Below are 21,246 nucleotides of genomic sequence, written 5' to 3' on the forward strand. Positions count from 1 at the left end.
TCCCGTCATCGTGCCTCACCCGGTAGCCCCTCCGCCTCACGCGCACGCACGGACGCGGCGCCGACCCGATCGGGTCGGCGCCGCGGGGCGCGCCTCAGCGCCCCGGCAGGGAGCAGCCGACCCGCCAGCCCGCGGGCGTGCCCGGGCCGGCGGTCAGCGAGCCGCCGTGGGCGGCGGCCCGGGCGGTGAGGCCGGCCAGGCCGGTGCCACCGGCGCCCGGGCGGCGGCGCAGCAGCGGCTTGCGGGCGGGGCCACCGTCGTCGGCGACGGTCAGCTCGACGGCGCCGCACTCACCGGGGGCCACCCGGACGGTGACCTCGGTGGCCTGCGGGGCGTGCCGGCGGATATTGGTCAGCGCCTCCAGGACCACGGCGTACGCGGTCGCCTCGGCCTCGGCGGAGAGCCGGCCCGCGGTGCCGGGCGCCAGCTCGACGGTGGCGCGCAGGGCGCCGGTGGTGCCGAAGCGGGCGACGAGCTCGGGGAGGTCGGCCAGGCCCAGCCGACGCGTGGTCGCTCCGCCCGCCCGGTCCGACCCGTCGGAGCGGTCGCCCTCGAGGTCCTTGCCACCCTTGCCGTCCCGGCCCTCCCGGCCCTCCCGGCCCTCCTGGCCCTCCCGGCCGCTCGGCTCGCGCAGGGCGCCGACCATCTCGTCCATCGAGTCCAGTGCCCGCAGCCCGGCCTCCTCCAGGCGGCGCAGCAGTGCGGTCGTCTCCTCCGGCTCCTGGCCCGGGAGTTGGCCGGCCTGGGCCTCCAGCACGATGCCGGTGATCTCGTGGGCGACGAAGTCGTGCAGTCCCCGGGCCACCTCCAGCCGCTGTTGGCGCCGGGCCCGGGCCACCGCCCGCTCCCGGCGGGCGTCCAGGACGCGCAGGTAGAGGGCCGCCGCCGCGACACCGAGCAGTGGCAGCAGCGAGATCAGCACCCCGACCACCGGCCCGGCCGCACCGCCCTGCGGCGTCCGCAGGGCGAACCGCAGCGGCAGCAGCACCGCCGCCAGTCCCACCAGCCCGCCGACCGGACCGGCCGACCGGTCGGGCAGCCGCCGAACGGCCCGGAAGAGCAGTCCGAGCAGGGCGAGCCACTCGAACGGCAGCCAGAACGCGGGCAGCCGGTACGGCCCCGGGTAGACCGCGTCGACCAGCAGCGAGGCCCCGGCCACCGCTCCGGCGGCCGCACCGAGCGTGATCCGACCGGCGGGCCAGGGCAGCAGTGCCGCCACTGCGGCGAGCACCGCCGTCAGGGCGAGCAGCGCGGCCGCTCCCCGGGCGTCCGGTCGCGCCAGCAGCACGGGCGCCAGCAGGGCGAACGCGGAGACGGCGGCGAGCGGCCGACGGATCCGGGCCGGTCGCGGCCGCGCGGGATCGGGGTGAGCGAAGGGAGAGTCGGTGGGCACCCGGCCGAGCCTACGGGCAGCTCTCCCGGGGGAGGCACGGTCCTCCTCAGGAGGGAGCGGTACGCCGTCAACTCCCCTCCGCAGCGGGAGGTCTGCGCGACCGGGCGGGAGCATGATCGGTCGCATCGGAACACCCGCAGAGGACGCCCGCACCGGACACCCGAACCGGACGCCCGCAAGCGACACCCGAACCGGACGGCCACGCCGGACGCCCGCACGGGAACAGCCACCCGGGAACACCCGCGCCGAAGGAGACCCGAACCGCCATGAACCGCCGCCTCGCCACCGCCGCACTCTCGCTGCTCCTGCTGGCCGCGACCGCCGCCACCGCCGCACCGGCCGCCGTCGCGGAGCCGGCCCCCGCCGCACCGGTCACCGCCCCGGAACCGGCCGCCCCAGCAGGCGACTTCGGGCCGGTCGGTGTGCGCGGCACCGGCAACACCGTCCTCAGCGCCGGGTTCCAGGGCTTCGAGGGCGACCCGGTGCGGATCTCGGTGGACGCCCGTGCGACCACCAACACCGATCCGCGCGGCACCACGGGCCACTTCCACGTCCGTCACGTGCACACCGACGGCCGGCTGGTCGCCGACTTCGAGGGCGACATCACCTGTCTGGCCGTCGGCGGCCGGGAGGCGATCGCCACCGGGGTGGTCACCAAGGGCGAGGCGCCGTGGTTCCCGGGCCTGGAGCTGATCGGCCAGAAGGTCTCGCTCTCGGTGGAGGACGACGGGCGGCGCGGGGACCGGATGGGCTGGGTCTGGGGCGCGCTCGGCCAGCCGGTGTCGGACTGCCAGGGCACGGTACCGTTCATCCGCACGACCAGTGGTGACTTCTCCGTGCGCAGCTGACACCCGGCCGGTCGGGTCGACAGGACCGGTCAGGGCCTCCCGGACCGACCGGACCGACCGGACCGACCAGGCCACCCGGGCCGACCGGGCCACCCGGGCGACGACCCGGGGGCTGCGCACCGCCACCCGAGCGCCCGCAGACCTGGAGGCCCCGTTGTCCCTCGACCGTCCGACCGCTCCGCCACCGGCGGGGGCGGGGTTCAACGACCTGACAGGGGAGGGCCGTTGAACTCCGCGCCCGACCGGCATTCGCCCGACTACGCCCGGCTGGCCGCCGTCGGGCCGTACTTCGCGCTGGACACCTCGCCGGCCGACCGGCCGCCGGAGGGCTTCCGGCCGCTGGCCGAGCTGTACGGCACCGGACCGGACGCGCCGTTGGCGGCGCGGCTGCGGGTGGTGGCGCAGCGGCTCGGCACCGGGGAGCCCCGGGTCGCCGCCTCGATCCTGCACCTGGGGCTGGCCGCCCGTTTCTGGTCGGTGGGGCTGGGCTCGGCGGTCCTGCTGGGGACGGTCCCGACCTTGGAGCACGCCTGGGTGCGGATCCCGGACCAGGGCCCGCTCGACCTGTGGGCACCGCCGGAGCCCGCCCGTCCGGTCGCCGGCTCGCTCGCCGACCAGCTCCACGAGGCCGTCCTGCTGGGACAGTTGACACCGCTGGCGGAGGCCGTCCGGGCCGCCGCCCCGCTCTCCCGCCGTCTGCTGCTCGGCAACGCCGCCTCCGCACTGGCCGGGACGCTGCGGGTGCTGGACGCCCACGCGCCGGACGCCGCACGGGCGTTGGCCGCGGAGTTGCTGGACCGTCCGCCGCTGGCCGGGTCGGGCGTCCTGCGCGCCGGGCCGGGTGGCACGGCGTTCCGGCGGAACAGCTGCTGCCTCTACTACCGGGTGGGTCCGGGTGCCGGGCTCTGCGGGGACTGCTGCTTCAGCACGCCGCCCGGCCGCGGGAAGCGGAACGAGTAATACCTTCACAAATGAAGGTCATACAGATCTTCGGCCGCCGTCAGCCGCGCACCACCGCCCAGTCCACCGCCGCCGACGGCACCCCGGCCCGCCCGGCCGCCGGGTCCGCGAGCAGTCCTCGTGCCAGCGAACCCACCGGCAGGGCCGGGGTGGTGGCGGCCAGTACCCTGCCCTCGCCGTCGAGCAGCGCCGCGTCGCCGGACAGCGCCCGCAGCGGGGGCACCAGCAGCCGCTCCAGCGCGGCCAGCGGGACGTCCCCGGCCACCACCCCGACGAAGCCAGCACTCGGGACGACCACCGGCCGGGCGCAGCACAGCACGTACCGGTCGGCACAGAGCAGGTCGACCTGCGGCCCGGCCACCGCCGCCCGCCCCTCGTCCCGGGGCCGGGCGAACCAGGGCAGCCCTCGGTAGTCGTAGAACTCGGCGTCCGCCGGGTCGAGCGCGAGCCGCAACCGCCGCTCCCCCGCCCCGCGCGCACCGCGGTACCACCACTCCACGTGCAGGTCGGCGTCGGCGAGCGCGCCGGGTGCCACGACCGTTCCGCAGCCGAACCAGCGCGAGCCGGGCCGCGCCAGCAGCTCGCTCACCACCCCGTGCACCACGGCGAGTTCGGCCGCGGCGGGCCGGCGCCCCTCGGCGGCCGCCCGGGCCCAGCAGCCCGCCGCGGCCGCCCGCAGGCCGTCCAGTTCGGCGAGCACCGCATCGACGGCGGCGGCGATCTGCCGGGCGCACCGCTCGACGGCGGCAGCGTCACCGGCGGCGGGCTCGCCCAGGTCGGGCCCGCCGGCGGCGGACTCACCGGCAACCGGCACACCGGCGGATCGGGCCACGGGCAGGGTGGTGCTGAACGCGCTGGTCATGACGGCTCCGGCGGCGAGGGAGGGATCCGGGAACGGTGGCGCGGCCCCGGCTCAGCCGTCGTCCGCCAACTCCAGGTGCCGCCGGACCAGATGGTGCACGCAAGCCACGGCGTGCGTCTCGGCGGCGGCCCGGGCGCCGGCCGCGTCGCCGGCCAGCACGGCGACCAGGATCTCCCGGTGCTGCTCGGCGAAGCGCTCCTGGTCCGGCCCGTGCGGGGCGGGCAGCCAGAGCAGCGGGCCCAGTTCGGCCTGGAGCCGGACGGCGAGCTGGGTGAGCCGCACCGACTGGGCGGCGACGGCGAGTTCGATGTGGAAGCGGGCGTCGGCGCGGCGCTGCTCGGCGGGCCCGGCAGCGTCGCGCAGGTCGTGCACCAGTCGGGTGAGCCGGGGGCCGAGGTCGGCCGGGGCGCGCTCGGCGGCGAGCCGGGCGGCGGTGCCGAAGACGGCCAGCTCCTCGTCACCGAGGTCGCGCAGGTCGACGGTGGCGAGGTCGCGCAGCCGGGCGAGCTGGAGGTGTTCGGAGCCCTCGGCGGGGGTGCGGACGAAGCTGCCGCCGTTGCGGCCGCGCCGGGTCTCGATCAGTCCGGCCTCGCGGAGCAGGGCGAGGGCCTCGCGAACGGTGCCGTTGGCGACGCCGAGCTGGTCGGCCAGGTCGTTCTCGCTGGGCAGCTGGTCCCCGTCGGCGACCAGTCCGAGGGCGATCGCCTCGGTGATCCGGCGGGCCACCGCGTCGGCGCGGCCGAGGTCGGCGAGCGGCGCGAGGACGGCACTGAGCAGCGGGGTCGCACTGCCGATGGTCGTCACGCCGTTCCCCTCCCCGATCGCCGTCGCCGGATCCTCGCCGGATCGCCGCCGGACCGCCGGCCCGATCACTGTCCGATCGCTGCCCGATCGCCGCCGGATCCTCGCCCGATCGCTGCCCGACCGGATGTTTCCCGCAGGGTACCTCCAGGTCCGACGCGCACTCTTGCCCCTAGAAACTCAATCTCGTATGTTTTCCCGCAACCTCGGCCCGAGCCGCACCCCGCAGTGCTCCCCCACGCCTCACGACACGTTCCCAGGAGCAGGTCATGACCGATGCCAGTGCACGTGCCACCGTCCACTCCCCCGACCCGGACGCCGAACGGCTGGCCGCCCTCGGCTACACCTCCGAGTTCAAGCGCGACATGAGCCTCTGGGCGAACTTCTCGCTCGGCTTCACCTATCTCTCCCCCGTCGTTGGCGTGTACACACTCTTCGCCACCTCACTTCGGACCGCCGGGCCGCCGATGGTCTGGAGCTTCCTGATCGCGGGCCTCGGCCAGCTGCTGGTGGCCCTGGTGTTCAGCGAGGTGGTCGCCCAGTTCCCGGTGGCCGGCGGGGTGTACCCGTGGGCGCGCCGGCTCTGGGGCCGCACCTGGGGCTGGCTGACCGGCTGGACCTACCTGCTGGCGCTGATGTCCACCATCGCGGCCGTCTCCTACGGCGCCGGCCCGTACGTGGCCGCCCTGCTGGGCGTCGAGCCGAGCACCGCGACGACCGTCTGGTGCGCACTGGGCCTGCTGGCGCTCGCCACCGTGATCAACCTCGGCGGCACCCGGGTGCTGTCGGCGGCGGCCGTGTTCGGCTTCGCCGCCGAGTTGCTCGGCGCCCTGGCGGTCGGCGCCTGGCTGCTGCTGACACACCGCTACCACGGCCTCGGCGTGGTCCTCGACCGCTTCGGCGCGGGCGGCGACGGCGACTACGCCGACGCCTTCCTGGCCGCCGGGCTGATCGCGGTCTTCCTGTTCTTCGGCTTCGAGGCCTGCGGCGACGTCGCCGAGGAGGTGCCGGACCCGGGTCGACAGATCCCCAAGTCGATGCGGCGCACCATCTACGTGGGCGGCGCTGCGGCGATCGGGATCAGCCTGGCCCTGGTGATGTCGATCCAGGACATCGGCGCGGTGGTCTCCGGCGACGACAAGGATCCGGTGGCCAAGGTGCTGCACGACGCCTTCGGCGCGGTCGGCGCCCGGGTGGTGATCGGCGTGGTGCTGATCTCCTTCCTGTCCTGCGTGCTCAGCCTCCAGGCGGCGGCGAGCCGGCTCGCCTACTCCTTCGCCCGGGACCGGATGATCGTGGGCAGCCGGCTGCTGGCGACCGTCTCGGACCGGCTGCGGGTGCCGCCGTACGCGCTGCTGCTCGCCGCGGCGCTGCCCGGTGTGATCATCGTGGGTGCCTCGGCGCTCTCCGAGGGCGCCCTCACGAAGATCATCTCCTTCTCCAGCATCGGCATCTACCTGGCCTTCCAGATGGTGGTGCTGGCCGCCCTGCGGGCCCGGCTGCGCGGCTGGCGCCCGAGCGGGGACTTCCGGCTCGGCCGCTGGGGCCTGGCGGTGAACATCGGCGCGCTGGTCTACGGCGTCGCCGCGATCGTCAACATCTGCTGGGGCCGCACCCCGGACGCCGCCTGGTACGACAACTACCTCGTGCTGCTCTCGGCGGTGGTCGTGCTCGCGGCCGGCGGCCTCTACCTCCTGCTGGCCCGGCCGCACCTGCGCGGCGACGCCCCCTCGGGCGACGCGACGGCCGCGCCCGGGGCCGCCTCCGCCGAACCGGCCCGGGGGCGGGCATGACCGGGCTCCCGTTGGACGGCGTCCTGGTCGCCGACTTCGGCCGGGTGCTCGCCGCGCCCTACCTGACCATGCTGCTGGCCGACCTCGGCGCCGACGTGATCAAGGTCGAACAGCCCGGCACCGGCGACGACACCCGCGCCTGGGGCCCTCCGCACGCCCAGGGCGAGGCCACCTACTTCCTCTCCGTCAACCGCAACAAGCGCTCCCTCACCCTCGACCTGCGCGAACCGGCCGACCATGCCCGCGCCGTCGAACTCGTCCGCCGCGCCGACGTACTGGTGGAGAACTTCCGCCCCGGCACGATGGCCCGTCACGGCCTCGGCCCGGACCGCGCCCAGGCCCTCAACCCGCGGCTCGTCTACTGCTCGATCACCGGCTTCGGCCCCGGCAGGGGCGCCGAACTGCCCGGCTACGACCTGCTGGTGCAGGCCGTCGGAGGCCTGATGTCGGTGACCGGGCCGGCCCCCGGCGAACCGGTGAAGACCGGCGTCGCACTGGTGGACGTGCTGACCGGGCTGCACGCGGCGGTCGGCGTGCTGGCCGCACTGCGCGAGCGCGAGACCACCGGCCGGGGCCAGCTGGTGGAGCTGAACCTGCTCTCCACGCTGCTCTCCGGCCTGGTCAACCAGTCCGCCGGCTACACCCTGGCCGGCGCGGTGCCGGGCATCCTCGGCAACCGCCACCCGTCCATCGCCCCCTACGAGGTGTTCACCGCCGCCGACCGCCCGCTGGTCGTCGCGGTCGGCAACGACCGGCAGTTCGCCGCGCTCTGCCGGGGCGTGGGCGCCCCCGAGCTGGCCGACGACCCCCGCTTCGCCACCAACTCCGCCCGGGTCGCGCACGTCACCGCGCTGGCCCGCGAGCTCACCGACCGGCTCGAACGCCGCACCGCCGCCGAGTGGTTCGCGGTGCTCACCCCGCTCGGCGTGCCCTGCGGCCCGGTCAACGACCTGGCCGAGGCCTTCGACCTCGCCGACTCGCTCGGCCTGCGGCCCCGGGCGCCGCTGCCCGGCCCGGACGGCCGCCCGCTGGACCTGGTCGCCAACCCGATCGGCCTCTCCCGCACCCCGCCCCGCTACCAGCTGCCCCCGCCCCGGCTCGGCGAGCACACCGCCGAGCTCACCGCCTGGCTGGACACCCCGCACGACCGGCCGCCGCACGGCGGGTCTCCCCACGAGCAGCCTCCGCACGCGCAGCCTTCGCACGACCGGCCGCCGCACAACCCTCCCCCGCACGACCAGGACTTCGAGGACCGCCCATGAGCACCCCGCACGGCACCGGCACCGCCATGTCCGACCCGCTCGACCTGATCGACTTCGCCACCCTCCTCACCGAGGAGGAGCGCGAGATCCAGGCCACCGTCTCCCGGTTCCTCGCCGACCGGGTCCGCCCGCACCTGCCGGAGTGGTTCGACAACGCCCACTTCGCCCGCGAACTCGCCCCCGAACTCGGCGCGTTGGGCCTGCTCGGGATGCACCTGGAGGGCTACGGCTGCGCCGGCACCAACGCCGTCTCCTACGGCCTGGCCTGCCTCGAACTGGAGGCCGCCGACTCGGGCTTGCGCAGCTTCGTCTCGGTCCAGGGCTCGCTCTCGATGCACTCGATCCACCGGTGGGGCTCGGAGGAGCAGAAGCAGGAGTGGCTGCCCGGGCTCGCCGCCGGCACCGCGATCGGCTGCTTCGGCCTCACCGAGCCGGACTTCGGCAGCAACCCGGCCGGAATGCGCACCCGCGCGGTGCGCGACGGCTCGGACTGGATCCTCGACGGCACCAAGACGTGGATCACCAACGGCGGCATCGCGGACGTCGCCACCGTCTGGGCGAACACCGAGGACGGCGTGCGCGGCTTCCTGGTGCCGCGCGGCACGCCCGGCTTCACCACCCGCGACATCGGGCGGAAGCTGTCGCTGCGCGCCTCGGTCACCTCCGAGCTGCACCTGGACGGCGTCCGGCTGCCCGCCGAGGCCCGACTGCCGGGCGCGAAGGGGCTGCGCGGCCCGCTGTCCTGCCTGAACGAGGCGCGGTTCGGCATCCTGTTCGGCGCGGTCGGCGCGGGCCGGGACTCGCTCCAGGCGGCGCTGCGGTACGCGGACTCGCGGGTCCAGTTCGACCGGCCGATCAGCGGTTTCCAGCTGACCCAGCGCAAGTTCGCCGACATGGCGCTCGCGCTCGGCAACTCCGCGCTGCTGGCGGTCCACCTCGGCCGGCTCAAGGACGGCGGGCGGCTGCGGCCCGAGCAGGTCAGCGTCGGCAAGCTCAACAACGTGCGGGAGGCGCTGAAGATCGCCCGCGAGTGCCGCACGGTCCTCGGGGCCAACGGCATCTCGCTGGAGTACTCGCCGATCCGGCACGCCAACAACCTGGAGTCGGTGCTGACCTACGAGGGCACCGGCGAGATCCACACGCTGGTGGTCGGCCAGGCGCTCACCGGGCAGGCGGCCTACCGGTAGGGCGTGTCCGACACGCCCTCGGCACGCCCCGGGCGCGCTCACCTCCCCGGGACGCGCCGAGGCCCGCGTCCGGCTTGTCCAGAGCCGGGCGCGGGCCGCCCCGTTCCCACCCGCTGCCGATGCCCGTGGCGCCGGGTGGAGTCTCTCCGGGGAGTCCGGTCAGACCGCGACCGTCTCCTCCATCTCCTCCTCGGCCTCCTCGGCCTCCTGCGGCGCCTCCGCCGGACGGCGCCCACGCCCTTCGTACATGGCCGCGGCCACCAGGGCGGCCCCGCCGAGCAGCAGCCAGACCAGCAGGGTCACGACGTGCCCGCCGAGGCCCGCGCCGCCGTCGAAGTACATGATGCTGCGCGCGCCCTCCAGGAAGCCCGCGCCCGTCCAGAAGCCGTGCAGGCCACCGAAGAACCCGTTCTGCAGTTCGGGCCGGTAGATGCCGCCGGAGGAGGTGAAGTTCAGCATCACGAACAGCACCATCAGGGCCAGCGTGGTCCACTTCTTCAGGAAGCTGTGCAGGCCGATGCCGATCAGTACGATGCCCGCCGAGTAGAGCCAGCCGAGCGCCCAGATCGCCGCGTAGTCGTGGTCGACCACGTGGAAGACCGGCCCCGCGGTGACGATCCCGATCACGCTGACCACCAGCGAGACGGCCACTCCGACCAGTGCCCGGATCTTCACGCTCAGCCCCGCGCCGGCCGCGCCGATCGCCGCGACGCTGGCGTAGGAGCCGATGCTCAGCGCGACCAGCAGGAAGAACAGGCCCTGTCCGGTCGGGTCGCCCTTGGCCGGGGTGGTCAGGTCGGTCACGTGCAGCGGCACGCCCTGCCTGTCGGTGACGTTGGTGAACACCGCGGTGGCGGCCACCACGGAGGTGTCCGAGTTGCCCTTGGCGACGATCAGTTCGGGGCTCTTGGCGTCCGGGACGAAGGCGCCCACCAGGTCCCGGTCGCGCAGCTGCTGCTCGGCGGCGGCCCGGTCGTCCACGGTGCGGACGTCGAGCGCGTCCCCGGCCTTGCCCTGGATCGCCTGCGCCAGGCCCTGCGCCTGCGGCGTGGTGCCGACCACGGCCACCTTGAGGTGGTGCGGCTCGGGCTGGTGGAAGGCGCCCTGGTAGGCGAGCGCCATGCCCAGGCACATCAGCAGCGGGGTGATCAGGTGGGTGGCCAGGTGCTTGAGCGAGTGCCCCAGGGTGGGCGCTGCGGCGGGGTTCCGGGGTGTGCTCATGGCGTTCGTACCGTCCTCCGGTGGTGTCTCTCGGTGACGAGAAGGTGGGAAATGCAACCAATGCAGGTGGTAAATGCAACCATCTATCGATGTAGCTTACAACTATCCGACATCATTCGGAAGCCTGGCCACCGACCGGACACCGACCGACCGACCGCCGACCGACCGACCGCCGACCGGCCAGCGACCGACCGGCGACCGGACAGCGACCGACCGGCGGCCAGGCCCTGCCCGGGGCGACCGTCAGCCCAGCTCGAACACCCCGTACGAGAACCCGTCCGCCCGCAGCTCCCCGTCCACCAGCCGCACGCCCTGCACCTCCAGCGGCCGGACACCCCGCGCCCATCGGTCACCCTCCGACAGGCCCGGCAGCCGTACGGACGCCGGCTCCCGGCCCGGGTTGACCGCCACCAGGTACCGCCCGGCCCGGGTGTACACCAGCGGGTAGCCGGCGTGGCGGACCTCCAGCCCGCCGGCCGCGCCCAGCCCCGGGTGCGCCCGGCGCAGTGCGATCAGCCGCCGCACGGTGTGCAGCAGCGAGGTCGGGTCGGCGCGCTGGGAGAGCACGTCCGGGCGGTGCGGGTCCGGGTCCACCGGCAGGTACAGCCGCTCGGGCGGGGCGCTGGAGAAGCCCGCGGTCGGGCCGGGCGTCCACTGCATCGGGGTGCGCGAGCCGGCCCGGTTGAACCGCGGGCCGAGCACGCTGCCCTCGGTGTCGGGCAGGCCCGGCAGGTAGCGCATTCCGATCTCGTCGCCGTAGTAGACGGCCGGGAGGGTGGGCCAGGTGAGCAGGAAGGCGAAGGCCGGGGCGAGTTGCTCCGCGCCGCGCGGGCCGGTGGCCAGGCGGGAGAAGTCGTGGTTGGCGGTGGGCAGCACGATGTGCCCGCCACCCTCGGTGAGTTCGGCCGCCGAGCGCCAGGCGTCCAGGAAGGGCTGCGGGGTGCCGCGGCCCTCGGCCTCGAAGTAGCAGGCCTCCTGGTGCCAGAACTCCTCGACCGTCCCGCCGTTGTTGTTCCAGAGCGAGCGCAGCGGCAGGCCGTGGTCCTCCCCGCCGAAGTGCAGGAAGAAGTCCGCGTGGAAGCCCGCCGCGACGGCGGCGGCCGGGTCGCCCCACTCGGCGAGCAGGGCGGCCTCGGGGTGGCCGCGGTCCAGCCAGTCGCGCAGCTCGGTCCAGAGCTTGGCGGTCTCCGCCTTGCCCGGGTCGTCCTTGACCAGCGAGTACGCCATGTCCACCCGGAAGCCGGACACCCCGAGGCCGAGCCAGTGCGCCATGATCGCGCGCAGCGCCGCCCGGTTGGCGCGCGGGCCGTCCGCGTCCACCGCCTGCCGCCAGGGCTCCTCCGAACTGCTGCGCGCGTACCCGAAGTTGAGCGCCGGCTGACAGTCGAAGAAGTTCGGCCGGTACCAGCCGGGGCGGCTGCCGGGCGAGGCCACGAAGCCGTCCACCGGGCGGTCGGACCAGATGTAGCGGTGGTCGGACGGGTCCTCGGCGGAGGCCAGGAACCAGGGGTGGCGGTCGGAGGTGTGCCCGGCCACCAGGTCCAGCAGGACCCGGATTCCCCTGCGGCGGGCGGCCTCGACCAGGGCCACCAGGTCATCGGTGCCGCCGTAGCGCGGGGCGGGGGCGAGGTAGTCGGTGACGTCGTACCCGGCGTCGCGGAACGGCGAGGCGAAGCAGGGGTTGAGCCAGACGGTGTCGATGCCGAGCCAGGCGAGGTGGTCCAGGTGCCCGGCGATGCCGGCGAAGTCGCCGATGCCGTCGCCGTCGGAGTCGGCGAAGCTCTGCGGGTAGATCTGGTACAGCACGGCGTCGGCGAGCCAGTCGGGGCCGGGGCGGGTCGAGGTCATGGGTGGTTCCTCCTGCCGGGGTCCGGGGGCCCGGGGCTGGCCGGGCGGGGCTGAGCCGGGACGGGATCGGCCGGGGCCGAGCCGGGTGCCCCCGATTCTCGTCCAATCCCGGCCGTCCCGACAGCCCGCCTCGCCCCGCCACCGCCTTCTTCACGGGGCCCGCACCCGCGCCGCCTTCTTCACGGGACCATCGCCGCCTTCTTCACGGGACCCGCACTGCCTTCTTCACGGGACCCGCGGCGACGGCGCCCCCTACGAGGCCGACGCCGCGCAGGCCGCCGTGAACGCCCGGGCCCGCCGGGTGATCTCCGCCCAGTCCCCCGCCGCGACCACGTCCGGCGGGACCACGTCAGTCCCCGCGCAGACCGCGAGCGCGCCGTGCGCCAGGAACTCGGCGGCGTTGCCCGCGTTCACCCCGCCGGAGGCCACCAGCGGCACGTCGGGGTAGGGGCCGCGCAGGTCCTTGAAGTAGCCGGGGCCGAACGCCCGGGCCGGGAAGATCTTGACGGCGGCGGCGCCGAGGTCCACCGCGTGCGCGACCTCGGTCGGGGTGAGCGCCCCGAGCACCACCGGCACCCCGGCGGCGGCCGCCGCCTCGGCGACCTCGGGCCGGCAGCCGGGGGTGACCAGGAAGGCCGCCCCCGCCCCGACCCCGCGCCGGGCCTGCTCCGCGGTCAGCACCGTCCCGAGGCCGACCCGCCAGCCGGCCTTCGACGCCTTCAGCAGATGCTCCGTCACATTCGGTGTGGTGCAGGTGAATTCGGTGAGGTTGATGCCTCCCTCAGCCAGGGCGGCGCAGAGCGCGGCGGCGTCCGGGATCCGGGGTGCGCGGACCACCGCGATCACCGGGTCGTCGCGCAGGAAGGAGCAGCCGGTAGCGGCGGCGGAACCGGTCACGGAGAGACCGGTCGCGGACGGACCAGCCGCGGACGGACCGGCCGGGGCCGGGAGATCGGTCGGGGCGGAGAGCTCGGTCATATGGCCAGGGTTCCTCGATCGGTGCGGCGCAGGGCGCGCCCGGGCCGGGCGCCGGTGGTGCGACCCTGCCGGACGACGGCGGTGCCGTTGACGTACACGTACTCGATGCCCTCGGCGGGCAGCCGGGGGCTCTCGAAGGTGGCGGCGTCCCGGACCTTCCCGGGGTCGAGGAGCACCAGGTCGGCGTGGTGGCCGGGGGCGATCCGGCCGCGCCGGTCCAGCCCCAGCCGGGCGGCCGGGCGGCCGGTCATCCGGGCGATCGTCTCCTCCAGCGTCAGCACGCCCAACTCCCGGCTGTAGTGGCCGAGGTAGCGGGGAAAGGTGCCCCAGGCCCGCGGGTGCGGCCGGGCCCCGACCAGCAGCCCGTCGCTGCCGACGGTGTGCGCGGGGTGGCGCATGATGGCCCGGACGTTCTCCTCGTGCCCGACGTGCTGGAGGATCGTGGTGGACAGTTCGTCCCGGCGCAGCAGGTCCAGGAACACCTCGGTGCCGGTCCGTTCCTCCTCCTCGGCCAGTTCGGCGACGGTGCGGCCGACCGCGCCGTCGAGCGCGGCCGAGCGGACGCCGGAGATCTGGATCGTCGTCCAGTCGGTGACCACGCCGTGGCAGCCGTCGCTGCCCTTCTCCTCCACCTCGTACCGGATCCTCGCGCACTGCGCGGGGTCGGCGAGCCGCGCCAGCGTCGCGGCCGGGCCGCCCTCGGTGGCCCAACTCGGCAGCAGGGCGGCCAGGGTGGTGGATCCGGGCAGGTAGGGGTAGCTGTCCAGGGTGAGGTCGACGCCGTCGGCGAGCGCCCGGTCGAGAAGCTCCAGAAGTTCGCCGGCCCGGCCCCGGTTGACCCCGAAGTTCATCGTGGCGTGGGTCAGGTGCAGCGCGCAGCCGCTCCGCCGGGCGATCTCCACCATCTCCGCGTAGCCCTCCAACGCCCCGGCGCCGTACGAGCGTTGGTGCGGGGCGTGGAAGCCGCCGTAGGCCGCGACGACGGTGCACAGCTCGATCAGCTCGGCGGTGTCGGCGTACATTCCGGGGGTGTAGCTGAGGCCGCTGGACATGCCGACCGCGCCGTCCAGCAGGCTCTTCGCCAGCACCTGCCGCATCCGGTCGAGTTCGCCCGGGGTGGGCGGACGGTCGGCCCAGCCCATGGCGAGCATCCGCAGCGTTCCGTGCGGGACGAGGTAGCAGGCGTTGACGGCCGTTCCGGTGCGGTCGATCCGGTCCAGGTAGCCGGCGACGTCCCGCCAGTCCCAGTCGAAGCCGTCCGGATCGCCGTTCCAGCCCGCTGTCTGGCGGCGCAGCGCGGGCAGCGTGACGTCGTCCACCGGGGCGTAGGACAGGCCGTCCTGGCCGAGGACCTCGCAGGTGACGCCCTGGGTGACCTTGGCCGGGTGCTCGGGTTCGAGCAGCAGGGCGAGGTCGGAGTGGGCGTGCATGTCGATGAAGCCGGGGGCCAGCACCAGGCCGTCGGCGTCCACCCGGTCGGGCGCGTCGAGGCCCTCGCCGATCTCGGTGATCAGACCGTCGGCGATCCGGACGTCGGCCCGGTAGCGCTCCGCGCCGGTGCCGTCCACCACGGTGGCGCCCCGGAAGACGGTCGCGCCGCCGCCGTCCCGCCCACCCGTGGCGGACGTTCTCTCCCCGGGCATCAGAAGAACGTCCTGACCAGGCCGGTGACCTTCGGCTCGGCCGCGTCCGCGGAGTCCAGCACCGGGATCGCCGTCCACTTGTCGAAGGCCGTGCACGGGTGCGAGACGCCCAGCCGCAGCACCGCGCCGATCGGCGCGAGGTCGCCCGCGTCGCGCAGGAAGGCGTGCTGGTCGTTGAGCGCGGTGATCCGCGCCGCCGTTCCGGTCAACTCCACTCCGCCGCGCACCCGTTGCGGCTCGGGCAGGCCCTCGTCGAAGGGCAGGTCGCGCTTGCCGGCGTCCAGCAGCGCGAGCTGCGGCTCGGGCCGGGACACCACCCGGGCCCAGCCGTGCAGCGCGCCGCGGAACGGCGTCCGCCCACCGTCCCGGGCGAGCGGCGAGATGCCGCGGTAGAAGCCGTCGTCGTGGGCGATGTACGCGCCCGAGCGCAGCACCGTGAACGCCTCCGGCAGGTCCGCCAGTTCCTCGACCACCAGGTCGAAGTAGGCGCTGCCGCCGGCCGAGACCACCGGCCGGGTGCCGTCCGGGTAGGCGCTCGCCAGCCGGCCGTGCAGGTCGCCCAGCTCCCGCAGGTAGCGGCGGACGGCGGCCAGCCCCTCGGCCGAGGCGTCGTGCGCGATCGCGCCCTCGTACCCGCCGACGCCCGCCAGGCGCAGGGTGGGGGCGCGCAGCACGGCGGCGGCGACCTCGACGGCGGCGTCCGCGCCGCGGGCGCCGGTCCGTCCGCCGGGGCCGCCGAGCTCGACCAGCACCTCGACCGGCCGCTCGGCGCCGGCGGCGCGCAGCGCCTCGTCCATCAGCCGGACGCTCTCGGTGGAGTCGACCCAGGACAGGAAGGCGAAGTCCGGGTCGGCGGCGAGTTCGTCGGCGAGCCAGGCGAGGCCGGCCGGGTCGAGCAGGGTGTTGGCGAGCAGGATGCGCTGCACCCCGAAGGCCCGGGCGACCCGCACCTGGGGCAGGTTGGCGAGGGTGATGCCGTGGCTGCCGGCGTCGAGCTGCGCCTGCCAGAGGGCGGGCGCCATGGTGGTCTTGCCGTGCGGGGCGAGCGCGACGCCCGCCTTGGCGCACCAGTCGGCCATGGTGCGGACGTTGTGGTCGACGGCGGCGCCGTCGAGGGTGAGCATCGGGGTGCCGAGCGAGGAGAGGGTGGGGCCGGTGGCGAGCCATTCCCGGGTGCTGCGGCCCCACGACTGCGGTGGAGCGGCTTTGAACCGCCAGTCGAGCGGCTCGTCGGCCAGGGCGGCCACCGCGCCACGGGCGATGCCCGGTCCGGTGACACTGCTTGCGAAGGTCTGCTCCACCGTGTTCCTCCATCCGCACAGGTTGCAACATGCGCAACGAGGGTTGCACATGCTGGCAACACGGTTCTAGCATCGGCGCCGGATCAAGGTCAACGGACCCGACTCCCGGTCAACGGGGTCGGCTCACGTGAGCGCTCTCGGACGACGCGGCACTCACACGCTCACACGCAGCGGAGTCGGCCCGGTGGGCCCGCTCTCGACGGAACGGCCGCAGACGAGGAGCCCCGCACATGCCGCGACAGGACACCCAGGGCCCGACCCGCCCCGGCCCTCCCCCGACGGCCGTGTGCGTGGGCGAGTCGATGGCCGTCCTGCTGCCGGACCGCCCGGGCCCGCTGGAGTCGGTGGAGAGCTTCCGGCTCTCGGTCGGCGGAGCGGAGTCCAACGTGGCGGGCGCACTGGCCGCCCACGGCGTGCCGACCGCCTGGATCAGCCGGGTCGGCGACGACGGCTTCGGCCGCCGGCTGCTCGCCGAGGTGGCCGCCCGCGGCGTGGACGTCTCGGCGGTCGCGGTCGACCCGCACCGCCCGACCGGCCTCTACCTCAAGGAGGTCGGCGGAAGCACCGGCGACCGCCACGACCTCGGGCCCGGCCGCAGCCGGCTGCACTACCACCGGCGCGGCTCCGCGGCCGCCGCGCTCTCCCCCGACCTGCTCGCCGCCCCGGCCGCCGCCGCCCTGCTGACCGGCGCCCGGCTGCTGCACCTGTCCGGGATCACGGCCGCGCTCTCCGACGACTGCCTCGCCCTGCTGCGCGCCCTGCTCGCCGACCGCCGGCCGCACCGCCTGGTCAGCTTCGACCTCAACTGGCGCCCCTCGCTCTGGCGCGAGCGCGACCCGGCCGTGCTGCCGCCGCTGCTGGACGCCGCCGACCTGCTGCTGCTCGGCGCCGACGAGGCCGAGGCCGCCTTCGGCACCGGCGACCCGGCCGCCCTGCGCCGCCGCTTCCCCGCCCCGGCCACCCTCGTGGTCAAGGACGCCGCCCGCCAGGTGACCGCCCTGGAACGGGACGGCACGGCGGTCACCGAGCCGGCCCTCGCGGTCGAGGTGGTCGAGGCGACCGGCGCGGGCGACGCCTTCGCGGCCGGCTACCTGGCCGGCACCGTCCGGGGCCTGGACCAGCGGCGCCGGCTGCGGCTCGGCCACCTGAGCGCCGCCTGCGCGCTGACCGCCCACGGCGACCAGGCCGAGCTGCCGGACGCCGCCGTGGTGGCCGCGCTGCTCGACGCCTCGCCCGCCCAGTGGGCCGCCACCCGGGTCACCGCGGAGGGCATCACCGGCCCGGCCCTGCCCGCCGACGGCGCGCGTCCCGCCGACCGCACACCGTCCGCCGGACCGCCGCCGGCCGCCGACCGGGCCCGGGCACAATGAGCGGGAACCCCGGCCCTCGAAGCGGAGCACGATGAGTCAGACCGTCACCCGCGCCCTGCGCATCCTCGCCGAGCTCGGCGAGGGCGAGCGTTCCCTCGACCAGCTCGCCGAGGTGCTCGGCGTCCACAAGACGACCGTCCTCCGACTGCTCCAGAGCCTCGAAGAGGAACGATTCGTCTATCGCGACGCGAGCTACCGCTACCACCTGGGCGCCGGCCTCTTCGCACTCTCCGGCCTGGCCCTGGAGCAGCGCGGCGTGCGCCGGATCGCCGCCCCGCACCTGGCCGAGCTGAACGCCGCCACCGGCCAGACCGTGCACCTGGCCGCCTACGAGGGCGGCGAGGTGGTCTACATCGACAAGTTCGACTCCCGCCACCCGGTGCGGATGTACTCCCGGATCGGCCTGCGCGCCGCCCTGCACAGCGCCGCCGTCTCCAAGGTGCTGCTCGCCGACCTGCCGCTGCCCGAGCGGCGCCGGGTGGTGGCCGGGATCGACTTCACCCCGCACACCGCGCGCACCCTGACCACCCCCGAGGCCCTGCTCGCCGAGCTGGAGAAGGTCGCCGCCCAGGGCTGGGCGCAGGACCACGCCGAGCACGAGGCCTTCATCAACTGCGTGGCCGCACCCGTCCGGGACGCCAGCGGCCGGGTGGTGGCCGCCGCCTCGATCTCCGTCCCGGACGTCGTCCTGCCGTACGAGCAGGTGCTGGACCTGCTCCCGCAGCTGCTCGCCACCACCCGCGCCGTCTCGGCCGACTGCGGCCGCCCCGACCACAACTGACGAACCGTCGACACAGTTAAGGAATCCGAATCCCATGACCTCCGAGCACCTCCGGAACGGCGAGAAGACCGAGATCCGCACCGACGGCGCCCCCGCTCCCGCCTGGATGTTCTCCCAGGGCGTCCGCAAGGGTCCGATCCTCCAGGTCTCCGGCCAGGGCCCGCAGGACCCGGCCACCGGCGAGTACCTGCACCACGGCGACGTGAAGGCGCAGACCCGCCGCACCCTGGAGAACGTCAAGGCCATCGTCGAGGCCGGCGGCGCCACCGTCGAGGACGTGGTGATGTTCCGCGTCTACCTGACCAAGCGCGCCGACTTCCCGCTGATGAACGAGGTCTACGCCGAGTTCATCGACGAGAACATCAAGCCCGGCGGCGTGAAGCCGTGCCGCACCACCGTCTTCGTCGAGCTGCCGCAGGAGCCGATGCTGGTCGAGATCGACGCCCAGGCCGTCGTCGGCTGACGCACCGCCGCACCGAGGGGCCCGGACGCCGCAGTCGCGTCCGGGCCCCTCGCCCGTCCGGCGGCCTGCTTGCCACGCCTCCACCCGCACATTAGGTTAGGCTCACCTAACTAACTGGAGGTCCGTCCATGAGCCTGCCCACCGGCGACACCGAGGTCCCCGAGCCCACCACCGCCGAACGGATCCACAGCCTGCTCAGCACGACCTCCTCGCTCACCGTCCGCGCCCTCGGCGAGCACCACCACCTGAACACCCCGGTCTCCGTGCACGGCTCCCGGCTGCGCCTGCGCACCGCCCTGGACGACCCGCTCACCACGGCCGCCATCGGCGCCGCCGACGGTCTCGCCGTCGTCCTCGACGTCACCGACATCGCCCCCGTCGCCGTCCGCGACCGGGTCCGCGCCCGCCTCACCCTGGCCGGCCGGCTCCACCTGGCCCACCTCGCCGACGACGGCCTCGGCGTGCACCTGCGGGTGGACGTCGCCCACGCCGTCCTCGCCACCCCGTACGGCACCGGCGCGATCACCGCCGCCGACCTCGCGCTCGCCGGCCCCGACCCGCTGGCCCGGCACGAGGCCGCGCTGCTCACCCACTTCGCCGACGACCACGCCGAGGCGCTCGACGTCCTGACCCGGCTGCTCGACCCGGCCGTGCTCACCCACGACCCCGAGGTCCGCCCGCTCGCCCTGGACCGCCACGGCCTGGTGCTGCGCCTGGACCACCCGCACGGCCACCGCGACGTCCGCCTGGTCTTCCCCGAACCGGCCCGGGACACCGAGGACTTCGGCCACCGGATGCACGCGCTGCTGGCCGCCGCCCAGTACGGCCTGCCGGTCCACCGGCGCTGAACCCGGCGCACCGCGAGCGCCGGCCGGTGACCGCTCGACCGCGCCCCCAGCACCACCCGCCCGGTCACCGCTCGACCGCGTCCTCCAGCACCACCCGCCCGATCCGCGCGTACAGCTCCGGCCGCCAACGGCGCACCGCCAGAGCCAGCCCGACCCCGCCCGCGAACACCCCGATCACCAGGTACGGGATCAGCCGGAACAGCAGCGTGTGCGCCGCCGCCCCGGCCGCGGCGTCCTTGTTGAGCACCAGCAGCACCACCACCCCGGCCATCGCCACTCCGCCCACCAGCGGTGCGACCAGCGTCCGGAACCAGTTCGCGGTCTCCGGGTGCCGCCCCCGCACGTGGAAGTACCCGACCACGGCGAAGGAGCAGAGCGTCTGCACGACCAGGATCGCCATCGTCCCGAGCAGCGCCAGCAGCGTGTACAGGTGGACGTACGGGTCCATCCCGGCCACCAGGAACCCCGCCACCAGCCCCACCGCGATCACCGACTGCACCACCGAGGCGACGTGCGGCGAACCGTGCCGCGCATGGGTGCGGCCGAGCGCCGGGTGCAGCAGCCCCTCCCGGCCGATCGCGTACAGGTACCGGGCCGCGCACTGGTGGAAGGCCATCGCGCAGGCGAACGAGCCGGTGACGACCAGCCATTGGAACACCTTCACCGCCCAGGCCCCCAGGTGCGCGCCGAGCGGGTCGAAGAACAGGCTGTTGCCGTCCTTGCCCGGCACGGCGCCGCTCGCCACCGCGACCGCCCGCCCGACGCCGTTGCCGGACACGATCATCCAGGACACGAAGACGTAGAGCAGCCCGACGCCGATCACCGACACCAGCGTCGCCCGCGGCACCACCCGCTTGGGGTCGCGGGACTCCTCGCCGTACATCGCGGTGGACTCGAATCCCACCCAGGACCAGAACGCGAAGAACAGGCCGAGCCCGGCCGCCGCCGCGCCCGAACCACCCACCCCCCTCAGCGCGTTCAGCGGGTTCACGGCCTCGACCACGATCCCGTCCGGCCCGCCGCCGGAGAACAGCACCGCGAACGAGACCGCCCCCAGCACCCCGATCTCCAGCACCAGCGCGACCCCGAGCACCTTGGCCGTCAGGTGCAGGTCGAACCAGGCCATCACCCCGATCACCGTCGCCCCGAACAGCGCGTACCAGCCCCAGCCCAGGTCCAGCCCCAGCTGCGAACGGACCAGCCCGCGCAGCGAGTACGCGAAGAAGCCGAGGGCCGAGGCCTCGGTGACGACGTACGCCAGCACCGCGAGCAGCCCCGAGGCCATCCCGACCACCCGGCCCAGCCCGTGCGAGACGTAGCCGTAGAACGCGCCGGCCGCGGTGATGTGCCGGGCCATCGCCACGTACCCGACCGAGAACACCGTCAGCACCACGGTCGCCACGACGTACGCGGCGGGCGCGCCGGCGCCGTTGCCCTGCCCGACGATGATCGGCAGGTTGCCCGTCATCGCGGTGATCGGGGCGGCGGTGGCGAGCGCCATGAACACCACGCCGACCAGGCCGACCGAGTCCGCCTTCAGCCGGTCGACGCCGCCCGTACCCGGCCGCTCCCGCCCGGCCTTCTCCCCCGCCACGTCCCCGCTCCGGACCGCCATCCGGCCTCCTCGCCTCCCGGACCCGCCCGACCGCCGGACCGGCCGGACGCTGACCGTCCGACAGCATGGCGC

The 21,246-nt window shown here is 75.0% G+C and carries 18 protein-coding genes; 9 read left to right on the plus strand and 9 right to left on the minus strand.

Annotated features, from left to right (window positions below):
• Window positions 1-94 precede the first annotated feature (94 nt).
• Window positions 95-1,393: a sensor histidine kinase gene (locus ACGFSC_RS33315; RefSeq protein ID WP_392864395.1), complete on the minus strand. Its 1,299-nt coding sequence runs from the start codon at window positions 1,391-1,393 to the stop codon at window positions 95-97.
• Between the two features lie 266 nt (window positions 1,394-1,659).
• Here ACGFSC_RS33315 and ACGFSC_RS33320 point away from each other — a divergent pair, with 266 nt between their 5' ends.
• Both ACGFSC_RS33320 and ACGFSC_RS33325 read left to right on the plus strand, forming a co-directional pair.
• On the plus strand, window positions 1,660-2,241 hold the full coding sequence (locus tag ACGFSC_RS33320; RefSeq protein WP_359907761.1) for a hypothetical protein: 582 nt from the start codon (window positions 1,660-1,662) through the stop codon (window positions 2,239-2,241).
• A 225-nt stretch (window positions 2,242-2,466) separates the two neighbouring features.
• A complete protein-coding gene (locus ACGFSC_RS33325; protein ID WP_359907764.1) occupies window positions 2,467-3,201 on the plus strand; it encodes a (2Fe-2S)-binding protein in 735 nt (244 codons plus the stop codon).
• Window positions 3,202-3,241: 40 nt separating this feature from the next.
• Here ACGFSC_RS33325 and ACGFSC_RS33330 read toward each other — a convergent pair whose 3' ends face one another.
• The gene (locus ACGFSC_RS33330; RefSeq protein ID WP_359907767.1) at window positions 3,242-4,063 is read right to left on the minus strand and encodes a hypothetical protein; all 822 of its coding nucleotides are present in this window, start codon (window positions 4,061-4,063) and stop codon (window positions 3,242-3,244) included.
• Between the two features lie 51 nt (window positions 4,064-4,114).
• On the minus strand, window positions 4,115-4,867 hold the full coding sequence (locus ACGFSC_RS33335) for an FCD domain-containing protein (protein ID WP_359907770.1): 753 nt from the start codon (window positions 4,865-4,867) through the stop codon (window positions 4,115-4,117).
• Window positions 4,868-5,133: 266 nt separating this feature from the next.
• Between ACGFSC_RS33335 and ACGFSC_RS33340 the strand changes: the two genes are divergently transcribed.
• From ACGFSC_RS33340 to ACGFSC_RS33350, 3 genes are read left to right on the plus strand one after another with little or no spacing between them, the layout of a single operon-like run.
• Window positions 5,134-6,657, plus strand: coding sequence for an amino acid permease (locus tag ACGFSC_RS33340; RefSeq protein ID WP_359907773.1), 1,524 nt, complete (start codon window positions 5,134-5,136; stop codon window positions 6,655-6,657).
• Window positions 6,654-7,919 carry a CoA transferase gene (locus ACGFSC_RS33345; protein ID WP_359907776.1) on the plus strand — a complete coding sequence of 422 codons (1,266 nt, stop codon included), beginning with the start codon at window positions 6,654-6,656 and terminating at the stop codon, window positions 7,917-7,919. Before ACGFSC_RS33340 ends, ACGFSC_RS33345 begins: the two co-directional genes overlap by 4 nt.
• Window positions 7,920-7,945: 26 nt before the next feature.
• On the plus strand, window positions 7,946-9,106 hold the full coding sequence (locus tag ACGFSC_RS33350; RefSeq protein WP_359907862.1) for an acyl-CoA dehydrogenase family protein: 1,161 nt from the start codon (window positions 7,946-7,948) through the stop codon (window positions 9,104-9,106).
• A gap of 159 nt (window positions 9,107-9,265) precedes the next feature.
• Here the strand turns inward: ACGFSC_RS33350 and ACGFSC_RS33355 are convergent, their stop codons facing one another.
• From ACGFSC_RS33355 to ACGFSC_RS33375, 5 genes are all read right to left on the minus strand, one after another.
• Window positions 9,266-10,327, minus strand: coding sequence for a hypothetical protein (locus ACGFSC_RS33355; RefSeq protein WP_359907779.1), 1,062 nt, complete (start codon window positions 10,325-10,327; stop codon window positions 9,266-9,268).
• A 243-nt stretch (window positions 10,328-10,570) separates the two neighbouring features.
• Entirely contained in the window at window positions 10,571-12,175 is a 1,605-nt protein-coding gene (locus ACGFSC_RS33360; RefSeq protein WP_359907782.1) for an alpha-amylase family glycosyl hydrolase, read from the minus strand.
• A 252-nt stretch (window positions 12,176-12,427) separates the two neighbouring features.
• Window positions 12,428-13,153, minus strand: a complete 726-nt coding sequence (locus ACGFSC_RS33365; protein WP_359907785.1) for a bifunctional 4-hydroxy-2-oxoglutarate aldolase/2-dehydro-3-deoxy-phosphogluconate aldolase — start codon at window positions 13,151-13,153, stop codon at window positions 12,428-12,430.
• Window positions 13,150-14,796: a D-aminoacylase gene (locus ACGFSC_RS33370; protein WP_359907788.1), complete on the minus strand. Its 1,647-nt coding sequence runs from the start codon at window positions 14,794-14,796 to the stop codon at window positions 13,150-13,152. Before ACGFSC_RS33370 ends, ACGFSC_RS33365 begins: the two co-directional genes overlap by 4 nt.
• On the minus strand, window positions 14,796-16,097 hold the full coding sequence (locus ACGFSC_RS33375; protein WP_359907790.1) for an amino acid deaminase: 1,302 nt from the start codon (window positions 16,095-16,097) through the stop codon (window positions 14,796-14,798). The genes ACGFSC_RS33370 and ACGFSC_RS33375 overlap by 1 nt, the downstream gene beginning before the upstream one ends.
• Before the next feature lie 230 nt (window positions 16,098-16,327).
• Here ACGFSC_RS33375 and ACGFSC_RS33380 point away from each other — a divergent pair, with 230 nt between their 5' ends.
• From ACGFSC_RS33380 to ACGFSC_RS33395, 4 genes are all read left to right on the plus strand, one after another.
• Complete coding sequence (locus ACGFSC_RS33380; protein ID WP_359907793.1) at window positions 16,328-17,467, plus strand: sugar kinase; 1,140 nt, start codon at window positions 16,328-16,330, stop codon at window positions 17,465-17,467.
• 31 nt (window positions 17,468-17,498) lie between these two features.
• The gene (locus ACGFSC_RS33385; RefSeq protein WP_359907796.1) at window positions 17,499-18,248 is read left to right on the plus strand and encodes an IclR family transcriptional regulator; all 750 of its coding nucleotides are present in this window, start codon (window positions 17,499-17,501) and stop codon (window positions 18,246-18,248) included.
• Window positions 18,249-18,282: 34 nt separating this feature from the next.
• Complete coding sequence (locus tag ACGFSC_RS33390) at window positions 18,283-18,711, plus strand: RidA family protein (RefSeq protein WP_359907799.1); 429 nt, start codon at window positions 18,283-18,285, stop codon at window positions 18,709-18,711.
• A gap of 128 nt (window positions 18,712-18,839) precedes the next feature.
• Window positions 18,840-19,559, plus strand: coding sequence for a DUF2470 domain-containing protein (locus tag ACGFSC_RS33395; RefSeq protein WP_359907802.1), 720 nt, complete (start codon window positions 18,840-18,842; stop codon window positions 19,557-19,559).
• 64 nt (window positions 19,560-19,623) lie between these two features.
• Here ACGFSC_RS33395 and ACGFSC_RS33400 read toward each other — a convergent pair whose 3' ends face one another.
• On the minus strand, window positions 19,624-21,174 hold the full coding sequence (locus ACGFSC_RS33400; RefSeq protein WP_359907805.1) for an APC family permease: 1,551 nt from the start codon (window positions 21,172-21,174) through the stop codon (window positions 19,624-19,626).
• Window positions 21,175-21,246 lie beyond the last annotated feature (72 nt).

The sequence above is a fragment of the Kitasatospora sp. NPDC048715 genome (assembly GCF_043198905.1).
Lineage (GTDB): Bacteria > Actinomycetota > Actinomycetes > Streptomycetales > Streptomycetaceae > Kitasatospora > Kitasatospora lactacystinica.

Excerpts from the sequence above, each read along its gene's own strand:
- ACGFSC_RS33320 (WP_359907761.1), top strand. The coding sequence starts at position 1,660 with ATGAACCGCCGCCTCGCCACCGCCGCACTCTCGCTGCTCCTGCTGGCC.
- ACGFSC_RS33330 (WP_359907767.1), bottom strand. The coding sequence starts at position 4,063 with ATGACCAGCGCGTTCAGCACCACCCTGCCCGTGGCCCGATCCGCCGGT.
- ACGFSC_RS33340 (WP_359907773.1), top strand. The coding sequence starts at position 5,134 with ATGACCGATGCCAGTGCACGTGCCACCGTCCACTCCCCCGACCCGGAC.
- ACGFSC_RS33345 (WP_359907776.1), top strand. The coding sequence starts at position 6,654 with ATGACCGGGCTCCCGTTGGACGGCGTCCTGGTCGCCGACTTCGGCCGG.
- ACGFSC_RS33350 (WP_359907862.1), top strand. The coding sequence starts at position 7,946 with ATGTCCGACCCGCTCGACCTGATCGACTTCGCCACCCTCCTCACCGAG.
- ACGFSC_RS33355 (WP_359907779.1), bottom strand. The coding sequence starts at position 10,327 with ATGAGCACACCCCGGAACCCCGCCGCAGCGCCCACCCTGGGGCACTCG.
- ACGFSC_RS33360 (WP_359907782.1), bottom strand. The coding sequence starts at position 12,175 with ATGACCTCGACCCGCCCCGGCCCCGACTGGCTCGCCGACGCCGTGCTG.
- ACGFSC_RS33365 (WP_359907785.1), bottom strand. The coding sequence starts at position 13,153 with ATGACCGAGCTCTCCGCCCCGACCGATCTCCCGGCCCCGGCCGGTCCG.
- ACGFSC_RS33370 (WP_359907788.1), bottom strand. The coding sequence starts at position 14,796 with ATGCCCGGGGAGAGAACGTCCGCCACGGGTGGGCGGGACGGCGGCGGC.
- ACGFSC_RS33380 (WP_359907793.1), top strand. The coding sequence starts at position 16,328 with ATGCCGCGACAGGACACCCAGGGCCCGACCCGCCCCGGCCCTCCCCCG.
- ACGFSC_RS33385 (WP_359907796.1), top strand. The coding sequence starts at position 17,499 with ATGAGTCAGACCGTCACCCGCGCCCTGCGCATCCTCGCCGAGCTCGGC.
- ACGFSC_RS33390 (WP_359907799.1), top strand. The coding sequence starts at position 18,283 with ATGACCTCCGAGCACCTCCGGAACGGCGAGAAGACCGAGATCCGCACC.
- ACGFSC_RS33395 (WP_359907802.1), top strand. The coding sequence starts at position 18,840 with ATGAGCCTGCCCACCGGCGACACCGAGGTCCCCGAGCCCACCACCGCC.
- ACGFSC_RS33400 (WP_359907805.1), bottom strand. The coding sequence starts at position 21,174 with ATGGCGGTCCGGAGCGGGGACGTGGCGGGGGAGAAGGCCGGGCGGGAG.